13 protein-coding genes are annotated in these 17,462 nt (G+C 57.8%); 3 read left to right on the top strand and 10 right to left on the bottom strand.

The genetic code is table 11. The features are described 5' to 3' along the window. Positions 1 to 169 precede the first annotated feature (169 nt). From ORG26_RS07555 to ORG26_RS07535, 5 genes are all read right to left on the bottom strand, one after another. Entirely contained in the window at positions 170 to 2,527 is a 2,358-nt protein-coding gene (locus ORG26_RS07555; protein WP_266368142.1) for an ABC transporter permease, read from the bottom strand. Between the two features lie 158 nt (positions 2,528 to 2,685). Beyond that, on the bottom strand, positions 2,686 to 3,513 hold the full coding sequence (locus ORG26_RS07550; protein WP_266368140.1) for a DUF4097 family beta strand repeat-containing protein: 828 nt from the start codon (positions 3,511 to 3,513) through the stop codon (positions 2,686 to 2,688). A 5-nt stretch (positions 3,514 to 3,518) separates the two neighbouring features. Beyond that, positions 3,519 to 4,385 (bottom strand): DUF4097 family beta strand repeat-containing protein, encoded by an 867-nt coding sequence (locus tag ORG26_RS07545; protein ID WP_266368138.1) that lies wholly within the window; start codon positions 4,383 to 4,385, stop codon positions 3,519 to 3,521. 25 nt (positions 4,386 to 4,410) lie between these two features. Beyond that, entirely contained in the window at positions 4,411 to 5,259 is an 849-nt protein-coding gene (locus tag ORG26_RS07540) for a zf-HC2 domain-containing protein (RefSeq protein WP_266368136.1), read from the bottom strand. Then, a complete protein-coding gene (locus ORG26_RS07535) occupies positions 5,237 to 5,767 on the bottom strand; it encodes an RNA polymerase sigma factor (protein ID WP_266369341.1) in 531 nt (176 codons plus the stop codon). The genes ORG26_RS07540 and ORG26_RS07535 overlap by 23 nt, the downstream gene beginning before the upstream one ends. Positions 5,768 to 5,926: 159 nt before the next feature. Between ORG26_RS07535 and ORG26_RS07530 the strand changes: the two genes are divergently transcribed. From ORG26_RS07530 to ORG26_RS07520, 3 genes are all read left to right on the top strand, one after another. Then, on the top strand, positions 5,927 to 6,973 hold the full coding sequence (locus ORG26_RS07530; RefSeq protein WP_266368135.1) for a quinone-dependent dihydroorotate dehydrogenase: 1,047 nt from the start codon (positions 5,927 to 5,929) through the stop codon (positions 6,971 to 6,973). 223 nt (positions 6,974 to 7,196) lie between these two features. Then, positions 7,197 to 9,791, top strand: a complete 2,595-nt coding sequence (locus tag ORG26_RS07525) for an FtsK/SpoIIIE family DNA translocase (RefSeq protein WP_266368134.1) — start codon at positions 7,197 to 7,199, stop codon at positions 9,789 to 9,791. A gap of 197 nt (positions 9,792 to 9,988) precedes the next feature. Further along, positions 9,989 to 10,582 carry an outer membrane lipoprotein periplasmic chaperone LolA1 gene (locus ORG26_RS07520; protein WP_323134380.1) on the top strand — a complete coding sequence of 198 codons (594 nt, stop codon included), beginning with the start codon at positions 9,989 to 9,991 and terminating at the stop codon, positions 10,580 to 10,582. Between the two features lie 128 nt (positions 10,583 to 10,710). On the opposite strand, the gene ORG26_RS07515 is transcribed toward ORG26_RS07520, so the two are convergent. From ORG26_RS07515 to purQ, 5 genes are all read right to left on the bottom strand, one after another. After that, positions 10,711 to 13,011, bottom strand: coding sequence for a TonB-dependent receptor (locus ORG26_RS07515; protein ID WP_266368132.1), 2,301 nt, complete (start codon positions 13,009 to 13,011; stop codon positions 10,711 to 10,713). Between the two features lie 196 nt (positions 13,012 to 13,207). Further along, a complete protein-coding gene (locus ORG26_RS07510; protein ID WP_266368130.1) occupies positions 13,208 to 14,383 on the bottom strand; it encodes a glycosyltransferase family 87 protein in 1,176 nt (391 codons plus the stop codon). A gap of 14 nt (positions 14,384 to 14,397) precedes the next feature. Then, positions 14,398 to 15,192, bottom strand: coding sequence for a polysaccharide deacetylase family protein (locus ORG26_RS07505; protein ID WP_266368129.1), 795 nt, complete (start codon positions 15,190 to 15,192; stop codon positions 14,398 to 14,400). After that, positions 15,156 to 16,178, bottom strand: coding sequence for a glycosyltransferase family 2 protein (locus tag ORG26_RS07500; RefSeq protein WP_266368128.1), 1,023 nt, complete (start codon positions 16,176 to 16,178; stop codon positions 15,156 to 15,158). Before ORG26_RS07500 ends, ORG26_RS07505 begins: the two co-directional genes overlap by 37 nt. Positions 16,179 to 16,624: 446 nt before the next feature. Continuing rightward, on the bottom strand, positions 16,625 to 17,314 hold the full coding sequence (gene purQ, locus ORG26_RS07495; RefSeq protein WP_266368126.1) for a phosphoribosylformylglycinamidine synthase subunit PurQ: 690 nt from the start codon (positions 17,312 to 17,314) through the stop codon (positions 16,625 to 16,627). Positions 17,315 to 17,462: the final 148 nt, after the last annotated feature.

Genomic DNA, 17,462 nt, shown 5'->3' with positions numbered 1-17,462 from the left:
GCTACAAATGTTTGGTCGCTACGCGATGGGGACGACCCTCCAGACTTGCAGGGCTGTAATCATTTGCCCGCAACACGGCGGCGACCCATTTCGGCATTACGGGCTAAAAATAGCTGGGCGCCGCGCGACACAAAATCGACGATTCCCAAACTGGCTTTCGCGCCTTTTCCTACTCCGTCCGCAGACTTTTGACCGGGTTCATCAGGGCCGCTTTCACACTCTGGAAGCTCACCGTCAGCAGGGCGATGCTGACGGCCAGCAGGCCCGCCACCGGGAAAACCCACCAGGGAATGTCGATGCGGTAGACAAAATCCTGCAGCCAGCGGTTCATGGCCCACCAGGCCAGGGGCGTGGCGATCACGATGGCAATGAGGACCAGCCGCAGAAAATCCCCGCTCAGCAGGGCGACGATGCTGGTCACCGACGCCCCAAGCACTTTGCGAACCCCAATTTCTTTGGTGCGCTGTTCGGCCATGAACATAGCCAGTCCGAAAAGACCGAGGCAGGCGATGAAAATGGCCAGCATGGCGAAGGTGTTGGCCAGCTTCCCGATCAGCATTTCGCTCTGGTACTGTTTTTCGAAGGTCACGTCGGCAAATTCGTAGTCGAACGGATAGGCCGGGTTGTGCTTTTTGGCGAGCCGCTCCAGACTCGCCAGCGCTTTTTCGGTCTGGCCGGGACGGGTGCGCACCAGCACCATGTTGTTGTAGGTCGTGTCCAGCCGCAGAATCAGCGGTTCGATGGCTACCTTGAGCGAATTAAGGTGAAAATCTTTCATCAGGCCGATGATCTTACCCGATTTTCCCCAGAACTTCAGGTCCTGACCGACCGGCTGTTTCATGCCCATGCGGCGGGCCGCTTCCTCGTTAATCACGTAATTAGTGCTGTCCGTCACGTTCTCCTTCGAAAAATCGCGGCCGTCGAGGATTTTGATTTTCATCGTATGAATGAAATCATAACTGACCGGCATCTGGGTAAACAGCGTCTTGTCGGCCGGGTCTTTGCCTTTCCATTCCACGCCGATGGTCGAGTTGCCGATGGCCAGCGGGTCGGAGCCGGAGGCCGAAACGGACTGGATGCCGGGCGATTGCAGCAGTTCGTCCCGGAAGACTTCGTACCGTTTGCCCAGATCGCCTTCCAGCGGCATGTAAACCACATTTTCGCGGTCAAGGCCCAGATTTTTGGTCCGGATGTAGTCAATCTGCTGCCCCGCAATGATGGTCCCGATGATGAGCAGGAGGGAAAGCGCAAACTGAAACACGACGAGCCCTTTCCGGAACAGCACGGCCCCGGCATTGAAGCGCAGCGTACCTTTCAGAATCCGGATGGGCTGGAGCGACGAAAGGAACAGCGCCGGGTAACTGCCCGAGACGATGCCCGTCACCAGCGCCAGCCCCAGCAGCGTCAGCCAGTAAAACGGATTGCCGTATTCGATGCGGATGTGTTTTTCGGTCAACTGGTTAAAGAGCGGCAGCAGCAACTGCACCAGCAGGGCGGCAAACAGCAGCGCAATCCCGGCCGTCAGCACCGCTTCGCCCACAAACTGGCCGATCAGAAACGTCCGTTCCGCCCCGACGACCTTCCGGATGCCGACCTCCTTCGCCCGTTTGGCCGAGCGGGCCGTCGCCAGATTCATGAAGTTAATGCAGGCAATCAGCAGGATAAAAATGGCGACCACCGTAAACAGCCGCACGTACTCGATACGCCCGCCGTCGGGCAGGCCGTTGGTGAACTTGGAATAGAGATAGGCGTCTTCGTAGGGAAAAAGAAAGGTCGTGATCGTCGTCACATTCTTTTCGTGCTGGTGGATAAAATTGGCGATCTTCCGGTTGACCCGGTCCACGTCCGCCTTAGCCCGAAGCAGGACAAAGGTCCGGATGCCGTTGTTGTCCCATTTGGTCAGCCATTCGTTTTTCTTCTCGTAAGGCGCGAGCGGCGTGACAAAGTCGAACTTCAGCGAAGAGGTTTCCGGAATATCGACCATGACGCCCGAAATCTGCCGGTCTTCCTGGTTGTCGAGCCGGATTATCCGCCCGACCACATCCGTTCTGCCGAACAGTTTCTGCGCTACTTTTTCCGAAATGACGATGGAAGTAGGGCCGGAGATGGCTGTTTGAGGGTTGCCGTGCCGGAGCGGAAACGAAAAAATCTGAAACAGGTCGGGGCTGGCAAAGCGGCCTTTTTCCTTGTAGGCTTTCTCGCCGACGGCCAGCAGGTGTTCTTCGTCCCAGGTAATCTTGACGGCCTTTTCGACCTCGGGCACCTCGGCTACCAGCGCCGGGGCCAGCGGGCCGGGCGTGGCGGGCGTCGTGCTGACCTCATTGCCGGTCCACCGCTGGTTTTCCAGCACCTGATAAAGGCGCGGGCCGTTGGCGTGGAAGCGGTTGATGCTTTTTTCGTCTTTTACCCAGAGCCAGATGAGCAGGCTGCACGCCATGCCCAGGGCCAGCCCCAGCACGTTGATGAACGAAAACGTCTTGCTTTTGAGAATGTTCCGCCAGGCGATTTTGAGATAATTACGTAGCATGGAGTGAGGGGGATAGGTTTCAAAAGAGTTCGGAAGGCGTGGTGGGGCGCTTTTCAGCAAGGATGAAAAAGCAGGGAAGAACGTTGCTTCGGCAATATAAAATTCCCGGCGCCAGCAGATACGGCGCCGGGAATGGGTGAGGGAGGTTCCCAAAAGACTTACTTGGCCTTCCGGATGTAGATGTTGCCCATCATGCTTTTCACCATCATTTCCGGGCCGCCGCCGTTGATCCGGCCGTTCACCCAGTCGTCGACGCTCACCCGGTACATGCCCGACTGACTGGAACGGGTGGCTTTGGGCTGCGATTTGTCAATGTCCACGTCAAAATCGCTGAAGATTTCGCCCTGATCCGATTTCATTTTCAGATTCGCCTTAACGCTGGCCGGCAGGCTCACGTCGATGCGGCCGTTCAGGGTCGAAAAGGCCATGGGCGCTTTGGAATCGACCTCCCGGAAGGTCGCCGTCAGGTGGCCGTTGACGGTGTTGGCTACGGCCGAGCCGCCAATGTTGTTGAGCTCAATGGGCCCGTTGACGTTCTTGACTTCCAGCGTGCCGCTGACGTTTTCGACCGAAATATCGCCGTTGTTAACGGTGCTGATTTTCAACGAAAAACGCTGCGGCACCCGGATCGTCAGGTTGACCGGCCGGGCGTGCGAGGATGTCTGAATCCGGATGTTGTTGTCGCGCTCCTCGGCCGAAATCTCCAGCGAATTGCCGCTGGGAATGCGCCGCATGCCGCCGCTGGCCGTCGCCCGGTCGTCGTTGCGGTTGCTGTTGCGGGGCGTCGAAGAGGCTTCGATGACGACCTCCCGGCTGTTGGAACCGACCACGTGGATAAACCCGTTGACGAGTCCCACTTCCAGCGAACCCGGTTTGCCGGGGTCGGTTAGCGAAACCACCAGTTGTTCTTTGGACTCATTCTGGGCGACGAGCGGCGTCAGGCTCGTCAGCAGCATCAAGGCGATAGCTGTTACGATCGATTTCATCTTATTCAGGATTGTTTTTTAATGTATACATTACCGTTAAACGTTTCGAATCGGTGGACCTTGCCGCCGTTGCCGACCCGGACCTGCGTGGTCTGACTGAGCTTGTAGACGGTTTTGTCGCCCCGGTTTTCCTGGTTTTTGACGACCTGAACGGGCAGAATTCTGATTTCCGGAAAATCGGTGAAAAACTCGCCCTGAAACGTTTTGAACTGTAGATCAGCGGCCAGATTGTCGGGAAAAGTAACCCGAATGTTGCCGTTGAGGGTGTAGTAGGACGAAGCCTCGGGCGGATTGCTGACGTAATTCATGTCCACGTTACCGTTGATGGTATGCGCGTGGGTCACGCCCCGGGCGTTGGTCACCCGGATCGCCCCGTTGACGTTTTGCAACCGCAGTGCCCCGGCCATATCGTTCACCGTCACGTCGCCCCGGTTGATGGTCGAAACCCGCAGGTTCATTTCCCGCGGCACCCGCACGGTGAAGTCCAGCGTAAAATCATAGGGAACGTCCTCGCTGTTGTTTTTGCGCCAGTTCTCGCGGCTGGGGCGGGAGTCGAACGGTTCGGCGATGTAGGCAAAGATGGTGTCGCCCTGCTGCTCGAAGGCCAGTTTCAGTTCCTGCCGCCCCCGGTCTACGGCCGCCTGCTCTTTCCCCGTGATTTGCTTGTCCACCCGAAACGAGACCGTATTGCCGGAGGTCGCCTCCACCTGAATCAGTCCCTGAATGTTGTAAATGACCAGTGTGCTGGCACTGGCGTTGCCGGAGAGCGTAAAGTCTTTGGTAATCTGCTCCTTAAATTCCGGAGACTGGGCGGACGACTGGGCACAGGAGAGCACCAGCCCCGCGAAAACGGAGATCAAAAGCTGTTTCATGGCATGTTGGATTGGTTGTTTACTGTCAGGACAGGTCCCGGATGGTTTGTTCGATTTTACTTTTGACGAGGTCGTTGATGCCCTCGCGGCGAAGCAGCTGCCGCAGCGGCTTGAGGGAGCGTTTTTCCTGCAATTTCACCATGACGTCGGCCAGGGCCACCTGCACCAGCGGCGAATCCTGCTGCGTCAGGGCGTGCACGAGCCCTTCCCGGACGCGCGGGTCGTGGGCCATGTCGGCCAGCGCCTCCAGCGTCACCAGCCGGACGTTGACGTTCGGGTCGTTGTTGAGGGTCGTCAGCAGGGCGTCGATGACCCGGCCGTCCGCATCGTTGATTTCCTTCGTGTAGCTCACCGCCCGCAGCCGTTCGGTGGCCGACGGGTTTTCGAGCAGCGTGAGCATCATCATCTGGCGCATTTCCTGCACCTGGCCCGAGAGTGAATCGATCTGCTGCTGGTAGGCCCGTTCGGGGGCCTGCGGACGGTTGAGCCAGTGTCCCGCCGCCGCTCCCATCGTCAGAAGCAGGAGGCTGTAGGCCAGCCGGGCGCTGAAGGCGGGTGTCCAGAGGTGCCGCAGCCGGTCGGGAATCGAGGTCTGGAACCGTTTGGGTGCCTTTTTCTCCGCCTCTTCGAACGTCTCCAGCAGGGCGTAAAACTGCGTACGCATCGCCGGGCTGGGTTCCGGCGTCCGGACGGCGCTCATCTGCTGCCAGAGCTGGCGGGTAGCGGCCAGTTCCTGCCGACAGTCGGCGCACCCGGCCAGGTGCGCGTCGAAGGCCGTCCGTTCCGCCGCGGGCAGTTCGTCGCTGAGCCAGTCCGGCAGATTTTCCCGGACGGCCTCGCAGTTCAGGGCTTTAGGATTCGGGTTCGAGTTCAAAGTAATTTTTTTTTAACTCCTTCATGGCCCGGTAAACCCGCACTTTCACGGCGGCTTCGGTCGTGTGCAGAATCCGGGCGATCTCCTCGTATTTCAGTTCCTGAAACCGGCTCAGCACCAGCACCTCGCGGTTTTCGGGACTCAGCCGGGCCAGCGCATCGTGGAGGGCGGCCAATTCCTGTTCCTTCTGGAGGGCATCGTCGGCCGCCGCGCTGTCGGCCAGCCGTTCGGCGTACTCCACCACGTCGTAATGCTGGGCGGACCGCCGGTTTTTCTGCGCCGAATCGACCAGCACGTTGCGGGCCAGGTGGTACATCCAGGTCCGGAAAGAGCCTTCGCCCGTGAATGTATGCCGGTATTTCAGCATCCGGTAAAACACCGTCTGAACCATGTCTTCGCTGGCGTCGGACCGGCCGCACATGTGGTACAGGAAGCCGAACAGCTCCCGGTGGTACCGCTCAAAGAGCAGCCCCATCCGGTTGAGATCGCCAGCTTTTACCTGCAGCATCAGGGCGTTGTCCGAGTGTGCATTCAAGGGGTCAGAGGGTTTTCGGAAATTTGACGTGGAAACCGGGCCGACGGCCGGAGGTTACAGCAAATTGGCAACTTTTTTTTCAAGGAGAGCGACAAAGGTTCAGGCGACCCTATTTTGCCGTAACTTTGCGGCATGTACAAGCGCGTGCTCCTTCCTCTGCTGTTCCGCTTCGATCCGGAAAAGATTCACCACTTCACCACTTCGGCTTTACGGTTTCTGCTGTCCATTCCGGGCGTTCCGGCCCTGACGCGCTGGCTGTTTACCTACGAAAATCCGGCGCTTGAGCGCACCGTTTTCGGCCTTCGTTTCAAAAATCCGGTCGGACTGGCTGCTGGTTTTGACAAAAACGCCGACCTGGTCGACGAACTGGCCTGCCTCGGGTTCGGCTTCATCGAAATCGGCACCGTCACGCCCCAGCCGCAGCCCGGTAACGACCGGCCCCGCTTGTTCCGCCTCAAGGCGGACCGGGGCCTCATCAACCGCATGGGCTTTAACAACGAAGGAGCCGCCGCCGCCGCCGAACGCCTGCGCAAACGGACATCCGGCCAGCAGGTCCTGATCGGCGGCAACATCGGCAAAAACAAATGGACGCCCAACGAAGCGGCCCTGGACGATTACCGGTCGAGCTTTCAGACGCTCTTTCCGGTGGTTGATTACTTTGTGGTCAACGTCAGTTCGCCCAACACGCCGGGTCTGCGCGAATTGCAGGAAAAAGAGCCGCTGATGGCCCTGCTACGCGAATTGCAGACCGAAAACCGGCAGAAACCGGCTCCCAAGCCGATTCTGCTGAAAATCGCCCCCGACCTAACCAACAGCCAGCTCGACGACATCATCGATATCGTCCGCACGACGGGCATCGCCGGGGTCATCGCCACAAACACCACCATCGGACGTACGAATTCGGAGGGGCGACCGTTACAGACAAGTCCGGCCGTGATCGAAAGCATCGGAGCGGGTGGCCTAAGCGGTCCGCCGCTGCGAAATCGGGCAACCGAGGTGATTCGCTACCTGCACGAACGGCTGGGACCCCAGTTCCCGATCATCGGCGTGGGCGGCATCAACACGGCCGAAGACGCCCGGGAGAAACTCGCCGCCGGAGCCAGCCTCGTGCAGGTGTACACCGGCTTCATTTATGAGGGTCCGGCCATCGCCAGACGGATCTGTCAGGGGCTGGTCTGAACGGGATTTCGGCGGGTGCAGGGCCGGTAAGCCGGGGCTCTGCGCAGGATAAGGATTACCGGATCAGACGGCTTGCTGTTGTCTTTTGTGCCCGGACTTATGGCTTTTGTCCCAATTAAAATACATAAATTACGGACAGAATAGGATGCTCAGTGGGTGATAAGGCCAACTGATAGACCGGCAGGCAGGGACCGCCGGTTGGCCCCGTGACGACTAAAATTTTATGGCTCAACCCGTTACTCGACAGAACACCATTCGGAAGGAAAGCGCGAAAGCCGCTGCCAAGCCTGCCGAACCGAAGGTTAATCGTTCCTCCTGGCGCTCCGACCGCAAAACAGGGCTGGCGCTCGGCGGCCTGCTGCTGCTACTCTCCGTTTTCTTACTCCTCGCCTTTATTTCGTACCTGATTTACGGGTTTTCGGACCAGAGCGTACTGGATGCGGTCGGCCGGACCCCGCTGGCCGAGACCGGCACCGAAACCCGGAACTGGATGGGCGTGATGGGCGCGTTTGTGGCCCATACGTTCATTTTCCGCTGGTTTGGGGTGGCCGCACTGGGCATTCCCGCCATTCTATTTCTGGCGAGCTGGCGCCTGCTTTTCAGCCGTGATTTAGTGCCGCTGGGTCGGTTCACGAAAGAGATTCTGTTCTTTATGGCCTGGCTGAGTCTGCTGTCGGGCTATTTTGTGCTGCTGACAGACAGCGTAGAGACGGGCGGCGTCTGGTGCGGCGGCGTCGGCTACGAAATCAACGTGGTGCTGCACGCCCTGCTGGGCTGGGGCGGCATTGCGGTCATTGTCTTTATTCTGTTCCTGTTCCTGATTTTCTTCTACGGAATGACGTCGGTGCCCCAGATCAAGCTGCCCGAACGGAAAGCTCCGGTCGAAGCAGCAACCGATGACGCGGAGGAAGAGGAAGAAGCCGAAGAAGATTATATCGACATTCCCCGGCGAAAACCGACGCCCAAACCGGAGTCGGCCGCCGCTGAAACGCCGGTTGCGCCGGTCGCCGGAACGCCGGTCGCCGGAACGCCGGTCGCCGGAACGCCGGTCGCCGGGACTCCGGTTGACGAAGAGGTAGCGGAGGAACTGGAAGAAGCGGAAGAACTGCCGCCGCCGGTGGCCCAGCCGCTGACGTTGGCGGCCACTCCGTCTGCTTCGGCCACGGCGGTCAACGGGTCCGCCTCCCGCCTGACGCTGACCATCGAAGATACGTCTGTGAAGCCCGCCGAGCCGGTGGCCGAGGCGTACGCCGGTCCGACCGACGAGGTGGCGGGCGACGTCAACGAGGACCTGCTCAAGGCGCACGGCCTCTACGACCCCACCCTCGACCTGCCGAGCTATTCGTTCCCGACCGTGACGCTGCTGACGGAATACCCGGAAAACCAGCAAACTAAAGTAACCGCCGACGAACTGGAGGCCAACAAGGACCGGATTGTCGAAACGTTGCAGAACTACGGCATCACCATCGAGCGCATCATGGCCACCATCGGTCCGACCGTGACGCTGTACGAGATTGTGCCCGCCGCCGGGGTGCGTATTTCCAAGATCAAAAGCCTGGAAGACGATATTGCCCTGAGCCTCGCCGCCCTTGGCATCCGGATTATCGCCCCCATGCCGGGCAAAGGAACCATCGGGATTGAGGTGCCCAACAAGAGCCGCGAAATGGTGTCGATGCGGTCGATGATTACCAGCGAGAAGTTCAGCAAATCGAACTTTGAATTGCCGGTGGTGATGGGAAAAACCATTTCCAACGAAATTCTGGTGGCCGACCTCGCCAAAATGCCGCACCTGCTCATGGCGGGGGCAACCGGTCAGGGGAAGTCGGTGGGCCTGAACGTCCTGCTCACTTCGCTGATTTACAAAAAGCACCCCTCGCAGCTGAAACTGGTGCTGGTGGACCCGAAAAAGGTCGAACTGACCTTGTTCAACAAGCTGGAACGGCACTTCCTGGCGATGCTGCCGGGCAGCGACGAAGCGATCATTACCGATACCAAAAAGGTCGTCAACACGCTCAATTCGCTTTGTATCGAGATGGACAACCGGTACAACCTGCTGAAAGACGCGGGCTGCCGGAACCTGAAGGAGTACAACGCCAAATTTGTGCAGCGGCGGCTGAGTCCGGAAAAAGGCCACCGCTACCTGCCGTACATCGTGCTGATCATCGACGAACTGGCCGACCTGATGATGACGGCGGGCAAGGAGGTCGAACAGCCCATTGCCCGGCTGGCGCAGCTCGCCCGGGCCATCGGCATTCACCTCGTGGTAGCCACGCAGCGGCCTTCGGTGAACGTCATCACCGGTCTGATCAAGGCCAACTTCCCGGCACGTCTGTCGTTCAAGGTAACGTCGAAAATCGACTCCCGCACCATTCTCGACACGGGCGGCGCCGAACAACTCGTGGGGATGGGGGATATGCTCTTTGCCTCCAACTCGGACATCGTTCGTCTGCAGTGTCCGTTCGTGGATACGCCCGAAATCGAGGAAATCTGTGATTTTGTCGGCAACCAGCGCGGCTACGACGGTGCCTACGCCCTGCCGGAGTTTGAAGGCGACGAGGGCGGACAGGCCGAGGAAAAAGACGTGGACCTCTCGAACCGCGACCCGATGTTCGACGAAGCGGCCCGGCTGGTGGTCATCCATCAGCAGGGGAGCACCTCGCTCATCCAGCGCCGCCTGAAGCTGGGCTACAACCGCGCGGGCCGCCTCATCGACCAGCTCGAAGCGGCCGGAATCGTCGGTCCATTCGAAGGCAGCAAAGCCCGCGAAGTGCTCATTCAGGACCCGCAGGTGCTGGAAGAGCGGCTGAAATCCCTGTAATTTATTCGCCCGAAACCCGGTCGCGGCCTAATCCAAAGGAGCGAACGGGCCACGGTTCGGCTGTCGGCTCCGTTTAAACTTTTCTCTCAAACTATTGTCTTAGAACCAAAGACACCGCAATTTTGCGGGCTGTTTCTTTACCGTCAAATGATAATTCAATAGAAATGAGAAAAATAGGGTTAATACTGAGTTTGGTTGTGGGGATCGTTGGGACCACCGTGGCGCAGAAAGATAAAAAGGCGGCCGATGTGCTGGACGCCATGAGTGCCAAATATAAAAGTCTGAGTGCCTACACGGCCGGCTTTACCTACGCCGCCGGAACCGACAGCTATAAAGGTGACCTGACGGTGAAAGGGCCGAAGTTCCGTTTGAAACTGGCCGGACAGGAAGTTTTTAACGACGGCAAAACGGTTTCGACCTACGTGAAGGAGACCAACGAAGTCAACGTGCAGGACCTGGAAACCGCCTCGGGCGACATCAACCCGGCCAAAATCTACACGATCTACAAGAACGGCTACAATTACAAATACATTGGCGAACAGAAACAGGGCGGACTGCCGGTCGAAGTGATCGAACTGACCCCGGAAAAGAAGAACACCCAGGTCGCCAAAGTGCAGATTGCCGTCAACAAAAAAGACAAATCGGTGAAAAGCTGGAAGATTACCGACAAAGCGGGCAAGATTACCAGCTACACCATCACCAAGTTTACGCCGAACCCGAAAGTGACCGACGCCTATTTCAGCTTCGACAAGTCGAAGTACCCGGGCGTAGAAGTGGTGGATCTGCGATAGTATCCCCGGGCTGAAGCCCAGGAAAGGATAAAATTGAAAGAAGCCCGGTTGTGTCCGGGCTTCTTTTTTATAGACTGAATAGAAAAATTTTCTATAGAGCGTTCTCCCGGGCTAAAGCCCGGGGATACTTAGGGGACATCTACATTGAACATATTGACCCGCTCTTCCCGCTTCCGGATGCCGAAGTTGTAGCGCAGCGTCAGGCCGATGCGCCGGGTGTCGTTGCGCCGGAGCCCGGAGGCCGTCACGGTGCCCTGCTGGATGTTGAAACGGTAGAAGTTCGTGAAGAAAATATCGTTGCCCGTCAGTGTCAGCAACAGCTTGTCTTTCATGAATTTGCGGTTCAGACTGACGTTCAGCATACCGAAATTGCTGAGTTCGTAAAACTGCAACTGGCCGCGGGTGCGGATAAACCCGTTGAGCGTGAACGTCGAACGGCTGTCGATCTTCAGCGAATGGTAGGTGAAAAATGTCCAGCTTCCCCGGCTGAAGCTCAGCGGCTTGCCTTCGTAAGACCCTTCGTACTCGTTATGGTTGTACTGCGAACCCACCACGAAAAAATACCGTCCGATCGGCGGAATCCCGGCCAGCAGGCGGAAATACGTCTCGCGATTTGACCCCAGGTTGTCGTAGGTCCGGTAAGCGAGGCGCCGGTCGTCGGGGTTCTGGTAAATGACGTTCGTGAAAATATCGCGGGTGTTGTTGCGGCCGATGGCAAACAGCGGGCGGTCTTCCACGCTGATGTTCGCCTCAAACGTTTCGGTAAACTGCGGCCGCAGGGCCGGATTCCCGATTTCGTTCAGGTACTGGTCCACGTAGCGCGGCGACGGATTCAGGTACTCGTAGGCCGGGCGGGTGATGGACCGGCGGTAGATCAGGTAACTCTTCAGGTCGAAATTGGCGATCCGGGCGATTTTGCGGCTCAGGTACACGTACGGGAACAGGTCCGTCCGGTTGATCCGGAACGTCGTGTCGGTCGGGATGCGCTGGTGGCCGTACATGTTCGTGTTTTCCAGCCGGACGCCCGCTTTCAGCACAAACGACCCGAAGGTCTGCGAGCCCTGGAGGTAAGCCGCGTTGATGTTTTCGCGGTAATCAAAGGTGTTGGTCCGGAAGCGGTCGGGCGTGCGCGCGGCGCCGGTGAAGTAGTTCGTCCGGCTGTCAAACGTCTGGTACGTGCTTTTCAGACCCGCTTCGAGCGTAAACCGCGGGGCGAGTTTCTGCCGGTAATCCACCTGACCGGCCAGCAGGTGGCGGCCGTTGTCGATGGTGCCCTCGCCGGTGGTGGGCGCGCGGTCCGGCAGGAGGTACTGCGTTCCGAACACCTGCTCCGTTCGGTTGCCGAGGTAGTTGTACGACCAGTTGGTAGTCACCTCCGAGCCCAGCGAGTCGATTTTGTACCGCGTCGAAATATCCTGACTGAACGATACGTTCCGGCCCCGGTTATCCACCGTGTTCAGGTTGTTGGTAATCAGTTTGCCTGTGCTGATCTGGCGGATGATGTTTTCGTTCTCCGAATCCGAATTGGCCCCATTCAGGCTGACGCGGCCGTCGAAGTCGAGGTCCCATTTGGGCGAAAGCTCGTAGCCGAGGCCGTAGCCCAGGTAGTAGGTGTTGGCCGGGTAGGTCGTCAGGGCGTTCTGGTTCAGCACCGTATCGGGCGAGAAGGCCCGGCTCGTCTGTACTTCCTCGTAGTTGTTGCGGCGGGTGTAATTCAGGTTCAGGTACGAACTGCGGCCGCCCTGGCTCTTGCTCAGGTTGACGCCCGCAAACTGATTGCCGTAGCGCCCCTGATTGAAGCCCGCATTGGCTGAGCCGGTCAGGCCGAGGCTGACGCCTTTTTTGAGGATGATATTGACCACCCCGCCGCTGCCGCTGGCGTCGTACCGGGCCGAAGGCGTGCGGAGGATTTCGATTCGGGCGATGGCGTTGGGCGGCAGGCTTTTGAGCATCGACGCCACGTCGGCGGCGCTCATTTTCTGCTCCCGGCCGTTGATGTAGATGGTCGCCGGGCTGGTGCTGCTGAGGTAGACGTTGCCGTCGGGGTCCAGAAAAACGCCCGGCGTTTTCTCCATGATCTCGTAGGCGCTGGTGCTGGTGGCGGCGATGGGTTCGGGGTCCACGACGGTCTTGTCGTCTTCCTGCCGGACGAGCGGTTTAGGGGCCGTCACGGTCACGCCTTTGAGCGTAATGTTATCCGTTTCGAGCGTCAGCGTCTGCACGGGCATGGCCGCGGCAACGCGGATGTTCTTCGTCAGCGGTTTGTAGCCGACGGAGGTGAGCAGTAGCCGGTAAGTCTGGCCTTCCGAGGCGGCCAGCGTCGCAAAACCGGCCGTGTCGGTGATGGCAAAAAGGCGTTTGGTGCTGTCGGCCTGGCTGGTGAGGCGAAGTGTAGCTCCGACGACGGGCTGGCGGCTGACTTCCTGCACGCGGAAACGGAGTTGTTGAGCTTGGGCGCTGGTTAAAACGATCCCAAAGAAAACGATGAGTAGTGAACGTAAGGGCTTGAAGAACATCACAGAAACGGCGAATATTCTTCAAAGTTACATTTTTTGTGCCATAATTTTTGGCGAGTTGCCAGACATGGATATTTGTTAGGTAGCAACTTTGGCGAAACAGAATATTTTACACCAACTCCGGTTCAGGGATTTTTATAGTCACCCGTACCACTTCCTGCGTCCAGATTTGTGCCATGACCCGAAGCCAGACGAGGACACAGGGCATAGCTTTTACATTCATCGGAACGAAGTACTCATTTCGAATGAATTTGGGGAAAAGGTCCGTTGGCGAGAGGGAGGTGAAAATAATGACCAGCGCCAACAGAATCCGGTCGTACCGGCCGGGCTGCTCCAGCGTCATCCACCAGATGGCCACGCCCACTACGGCCAGCACATACGTCGGCGATTCGGCCATTTTGTTGAAAATAATGACGAACAAGAGGAAAAAGGCGGCCATGCGCTGCTGGTAGAGTGCGCTGCTCCACAGCCGGAAGCGGACCAGCGGCAGCAGAAACAACGAGGCTCCGATGGTTTCCAGCACCCGCAGGTTGGCGTCGGTCTTGGCCATGCCAAACCAGTATTCGGCAATGCCCAGCATAGAGACCAGTTGCCCCAGCTTGCTGTCGTGTACGACCTGAAACCATGTCTGGTACTGCGCCAGCAGGCTCGGAAAGGGCAAAATCGTCAGCGGGGCCGCCGCAAAGAGCAGGGTCCAGACGCCCATAGCGGCCAGAAAACGGAATTTTCCGGGGTAAAAAAGAAAGAAGATCGCCGCCGCCGCTCCGTAAAATTTGATGAAGCCGATGAGGGCGAAGAAGAACGCCGCCCGGACGGGCTTGTGGGTCTGCAGAGCGCGCAGGCCCAGCAGAATGCACCCCGCAATCAGGTTGTTGCTCTGAATGTTCTGCGCGGTAATCAGGGCCTCCGCCATCACAATCAGCACGGCAATCCGGTACTGACGGTCCCTGTCGGGCCCGTTGCCGAACCAGGCCCGGAGACCGGCCAGAAGCACACCGGCATTCAGGGCGTTCCAGAGGATGACACCCAGCCAGACCGGCAGGTAGTAGAACGGACCCATCAGCCAGGCAAACGTAGGACTGTATTTATACGTATCCCAGTATAAAGTCGGATGAGGGCCGTAGATGATCGTGTCGTGCAGCAGGTTATAAAACGGCCGCGAAAAAATCAGGAAGTTGTTGTAGCCGTTGAGCGTGTATTTTTGAAAACCAACCGCGCTGAACAGAACCAGGATAAGTACGGTGAGTCGATCAGCGGTGAGCCGAGCGTAGACCTTAGAAAGCATAAAAAGCAGGCGTCTTAATGATGATGAGGCTGGAAGGTTTCGGCAAATTCGCGCATGGTGCTAAAGTCACCGTACTGACGCAGATAGCGCAGCAGATCCGTTACGCGGTCGAGCAGCCGTTCGTTGGAGTGGCGGCGGATGTACAGCGGAATGCGGTCGTAGCTCGACAGGTCCGTAAACTCCCAGGGGTGTACGTAGATGTTCAGGTGGCCGTCTGCCAGCAGGGTCTGTCGGCAGAGCTGTTTATAAATGGCAAACGGAAAGTTCTTCAGACTCAGCCAGAACAGCGGAATTCGCAGCCGGGGCGTCACGGAAGCCGGAATCTGGATGATGCCATCCCGCTCGAACGGAGTCCGGGGTTTGTCCCAGTGGTTGTACCGGCCGGGCAGGTACGTCGGATGGAGCGACGAATCGTAGAGAAAACCGGCCTCGCGCAGTTCGTCGTTATTCACGGCGCCCATCTGCGCCCGCCGAAACCCGACCACCTCCGTACCCGTAATCTGCTCAAGTGCCTGGCGGGAGGCCAGCACGTCGCCGGGTTTGTTGTGGAGGTGAAAATAGCCGTGCGAAGCGATTTCGTGCCGCCCGGCCAGCGACCGGATCAGGGCGGATTCGTGCTGGGCGTACACCGCCGTCGTAAACAGCGTAGCCCGGGCCTGCACGTCCTCCATTCGTTCGGCCAATAACTGCAAACCGCGGGTGGAAACGGCTACCTGTTCGGGAAACGATAAGGAATAGTCGAAATCAAGTGCGGTATCGAACTCTTCAACGTCTACTGTAAATAAGATTCGGTGAGTACGGGGGTCCATTCTTCGTAAATTAATTCATCCACATAACTTGACTTGTCGACCAGGTACGACGGGCGCTGCTTGACCTGCTGAAAGGTTTTGCCGAGGTACACGCCGATGATGCCGATCATGATAAACTGAAAGCCGCCGATCATGACCATGAGCAGGATAATGGACGTCCAGCCGGAAACCGTTGCGTTGGTGAAATATTTCTCGTACAAAACCTCCAGCCCGAACAGCCCGGCAAACAGGGACATGCCGAAGCCGAGAAAGACCGAAATGAACAGGGGCCGGATGGAGAATGAGGTGATGCCGCCGAGGGCCAGTTTCAGCATTTTCAGCAGCGAGTATTTGCTTTTGCCGGCATGGCGGGCGGCCGGTTCGTAGACGAGCCGACACTGCCGGAAGCCGATCCAGGAAACAAGGCCCCGCAGAAACAGATCGGCTTCCTTATGCTGCTTCAGGGCGTCGATGACCTTGCGGTCCAGCAGCCGGAAGTCCGACGAGCCCTCTTCGAGTTCCAGCTCCGACACCGACCGGATCAGTTTGTAGAAGAAACGGGACGTGATTCGTTTGAAAAGGGGCAGATTCGGGTCTTCCCGGCGTTTGGTCGCAACGACATCGTAGCCGTTCTGCCACTGCCGGATCAGGGCCGGAATCAGCTCCGGGGGGTGCTGGCCGTCCGCATCCAGGCTGATCACGCAGTCGCCTTTGGCATGTTCATAACCCGCCCGCAGCGCCGCCTGGTGCCCAAAATTGCGCGAGAAGCTCAGGAAATGAAGAGCCGGGTATTGCCGCCGCAACTGCTCAAGCACCGGGCGGGTGCCGTCCGAACTGCCGTCGTCAACCACCAGAATTTCGTGACGGGGGTACGGTTTAAGGATTTGGCTCAGGCGCTGGACCAGCATGGGAAGGTTTTCTGCCTCGTTGTAGGCGGGCAGAACAATACTGACAAACTTCTCCTGCCGGGACACCTTCTTCGTGGGGTGCTCGTTACGTGGGTACATACCAGAATGTAAGAGTAGTATCTGACCTTGATCCGCATTCCTTCCGGTCCGACAGCCGCTGCAGGCGACCCTGATACCGGGAAGAATACTTACTAAGTGCTTATAAAAACTACTTAGTAGAATCAAGGTTTAAATATCGCCAGGCACAATTAATTTCTTATATAAAACGTCTTAGAAAATCATTAAAATTTTAAACTACACAGTTTAGTATCTCTGATTCTTTAGCAAAAAAACACCTCAGGGTGCGTTGGTTCGGCCTCTTGACCACACAAAACCAGCCATCTCAGGCAAGCTGATTAGGAAATAACGGGAAGAAAAAGAAAGAAGAACGAAATAGGCACTAAGCAAAAACCCCTAAAAGGGGTTGCCTTTTAGGGGTTTCGTCTATTTCAGAAAAGAGTGGCGGCACGACCGCCGGGCGGCCCTGTTGCCGTTATGCCATTGCGTTAGGCCAGCACCGTTTTCACCAGTTGGCTCAGAATGATCTGCCCGTCCGTGTTGCCCAGCAGCGGGTCGGAGGCGCGCTCGGGGTGGGGCATCATGCCGAAGACGTTTTTGGCTTCGTTGCAGACCCCCGCGATGTTTTCCAGGCTGCCGTTGCAGTTGGACGCTTCGGTTACTTCTCCGGCTTCGTTGCAGTAGCGGAACAGCACCTGGTCGTTGTCGTTCAAACGCTTCAGCGTCTCCTCGTCGGCAAAATACCGGCCTTCGCCGTGGGCGATGGGAATTTTATAGGCCCGCTTTTCCAGTCCCGCCGTCAGCAGGGCGCTTTCCGACTGGGGCAGCAGGTGAACGTTTTTACAGATGTACTTCTGGCTCATGTTCCGCAGCAGCACCCCCGGCACCAGCTGGGCTTCGGCCAGAATCTGGAAACCGTTGCAGATACCCATCAGGTACCCGCCGCGCTGGGCGTGCCGGATCACTTCGTCCATGATGGGCGAGAAGCGCGCCACGGCACCCGTCCGCAGGTAATCCCCGTAGGAGAAACCGCCGGGCAGAATGATGAAATCACAGCCTTGCAGGTCCGTGTCTTTGTGCCAGAGCTTGACAACTTCCTGATCTAATTGGTCCCGCAGGGCATCGACAGCGTCCTGATCGCAGTTGGAACCGGGAAAAACAACAACTCCAAATTTCATAACAGCTTCGACGGTTGTTCTGTACCGCTACGCAAAGGTAATACGAAAAAGTCGTTTAAAGTTTAGGGTTTATAGTTTAGAGTGGCTCCGCCCTTTCAAAGTTTTGACTGAGGCGAAGCAACCCTAAACTATAAACCCTAAACTTTAA

The sequence above is a fragment of the Tellurirhabdus rosea genome (assembly GCF_026278345.1).
GTDB lineage: Bacteria > Bacteroidota > Bacteroidia > Cytophagales > Spirosomataceae > Tellurirhabdus > Tellurirhabdus rosea.
This window is presented reverse-complemented; position numbering and strand designations above follow the sequence as displayed.

Bases quoted from the DNA above. Each gene is read 5' to 3' on its own strand.
- ORG26_RS07555 (WP_266368142.1), bottom strand. From the start codon at position 2,527: ATGCTACGTAATTATCTCAAAATCGCCTGGCGGAACATTCTCAAAAGC.
- ORG26_RS07550 (WP_266368140.1), bottom strand. From the start codon at position 3,513: ATGAAATCGATCGTAACAGCTATCGCCTTGATGCTGCTGACGAGCCTG.
- ORG26_RS07545 (WP_266368138.1), bottom strand. From the start codon at position 4,385: ATGAAACAGCTTTTGATCTCCGTTTTCGCGGGGCTGGTGCTCTCCTGT.
- ORG26_RS07535 (WP_266369341.1), bottom strand. From the start codon at position 5,767: ATGCTGCAGGTAAAAGCTGGCGATCTCAACCGGATGGGGCTGCTCTTT.
- ORG26_RS07530 (WP_266368135.1), top strand. From the start codon at position 5,927: ATGTACAAGCGCGTGCTCCTTCCTCTGCTGTTCCGCTTCGATCCGGAA.
- ORG26_RS07525 (WP_266368134.1), top strand. From the start codon at position 7,197: ATGGCTCAACCCGTTACTCGACAGAACACCATTCGGAAGGAAAGCGCG.
- ORG26_RS07510 (WP_266368130.1), bottom strand. From the start codon at position 14,383: ATGCTTTCTAAGGTCTACGCTCGGCTCACCGCTGATCGACTCACCGTA.
- ORG26_RS07505 (WP_266368129.1), bottom strand. From the start codon at position 15,192: ATGGACCCCCGTACTCACCGAATCTTATTTACAGTAGACGTTGAAGAG.
- ORG26_RS07500 (WP_266368128.1), bottom strand. From the start codon at position 16,178: ATGTACCCACGTAACGAGCACCCCACGAAGAAGGTGTCCCGGCAGGAG.
- purQ (WP_266368126.1), bottom strand. From the start codon at position 17,314: ATGAAATTTGGAGTTGTTGTTTTTCCCGGTTCCAACTGCGATCAGGAC.